The sequence below is a fragment of the Actinomadura sediminis genome, from assembly GCF_042675525.1.
GTDB lineage: Bacteria > Actinomycetota > Actinomycetes > Streptosporangiales > Streptosporangiaceae > Spirillospora > Spirillospora sediminis.
In genome coordinates this window covers 1-1,577 of record NZ_JBHTJA010000246.1, presented here as the reverse complement: position 1 = coordinate 1,577, position 1,577 = coordinate 1, and the positions used below count along the sequence as shown (strand labels likewise).

Below are 1,577 nucleotides of genomic sequence, written 5' to 3'. Positions count from 1 at the left end.
CGGGCGCTGGCCGCCGCGAGGTCGGCGCGGGCGGCGGCGGCGGCCGCCTCGGCTTCGGCGACGGCCGCGCGGTGGCGCGCCTCGGCGGGGGTGAGGCCCGCGCCGCGGGCCCACGTCCACGCGTCGTCCCAGCGCCGGACGCGGGCGCGCCAGGCGTCGTCGCCGTCGGTCGCGACGAGGAGGTGCGCGAGGTCGGGGTGGACGGCGCGGACGCGGTCGAGGAGTTCGCCGCACCGGAGCTGGAGGGCGCGTTCGTGGCGGGCCTGGGCGAGGGCGGCGAGGGCGCGGCCGTAGGCGTCGGCGTCGCGGGCGTCGATCGCGGCGAGGGCGGCGGCGAGTTCCGGGGGGTCGGCGGGCCCGGCGGGGCCGATCGAGTCGCGGAGGGCGTCGAGGTCCGCGGCGGCGCGGTCGACGCCGAGGCCCTCGAGGGCGCCGCGCAGGGCGGTCGCGTACGCGTGCCACTGGAGGGGGTGGTTCAGCGGGACGTCCAGTCCTGCGCGGCGGAGGAGTTCCCGTGTCTCGTTGACGGCGGGAAGGGTCTCGTGCAGGCGCGCGAGGCGTGTGTGTGCGCGCACGAAGCGGTTGACGCGTTCGGCGGGCGGCAGGTCGGCGGGGAAGGAGATCCCGGCGGCCTCCCACACGTACTGGAGTTCCTGGCAGGTCATCCGGACCATGAGGTCGGTGAAGACGAGGTCGAGCAGTTCGGGCGTGGTGGGGGGTTCGCCGTCCACCGTCGCGTACTGCAGGAGGATCTCGGCCTGCCGCTGGGGCTGGGAGCGGAGGGGGCCGCGCTTGAGGGTGCCGCCGTCCGCGAGGTAGGTGCGCAGTTCCTGGGCGACGCCGGCGAGGCGTCGCAGGTGCAGTTCGCCCGGGGGCAGTTCGACGCGGCGGCCGCCCATGCCGGCGAGGGCCCGTTCCGCCCATCCGGCGCGGGCCGCCATCTCGGTGACGCGCGCCCAGACGGCCGGACGGCGCTCGGCGAGGGCGTCGGCGAACGCGCGGACGGCCAGGTCGGCGGGGTTCCAGCCGCCGGGGTGCCCGTCGAGGCCGAGGTCGTGCAGGGCCGCGCCGACGGTGGCGGCCGCGCCGTCGAGGCGTGCGACGAGCGTGACGTCGGCGTCGCGGAGCAGCCGGGCCAGTTCGGTGTCGGCCCGTCCGGCGCGTTCGGCCGCGGCCCGTTCGGCGTCGACGAGGGTGCGGACGTACGCGGCGCTCGGCAGCGCGCCCGGATCGACGTCGCGCTGTTCGGGACGGGCGCGCCGTTCGGGCGTCTCGCCCGCGAGGAGCGCGACGAGATCGGCGGCTTCCCGCGCGGTGATCGGCGGGTCGGGCGGGAGCTCGGCGCGGGCGGGCATCCACGACAGTTCGGGGTCGGGTTCGCGGTGGACGGCGCGGGGTGCGCGGTCGCGCAGTTCGGCGGCGTCCCGTTCGGCCCGGTCCGCGTCCTCGGCGAGCGCGTCGAGGTCGTCCGGCGGGGCGGCGTGGAGGGTCTCGGCGGCGGCGCGGGCGGCGGCGGGGTCGGCGGCGCCGCGCGCGGCGAGGCCGAGCGGGAGCGCGGCGTGCAGGGCGGCCGCGGC

At 79.2% G+C, this 1,577-nt stretch carries 1 pseudogene; it reads right to left on the bottom strand.

From position 1 onward, the window contains the following. Positions 1 to 1,577: pseudogene (locus ACFQ11_RS37685) on the bottom strand (hypothetical protein); the annotation flags it as partial.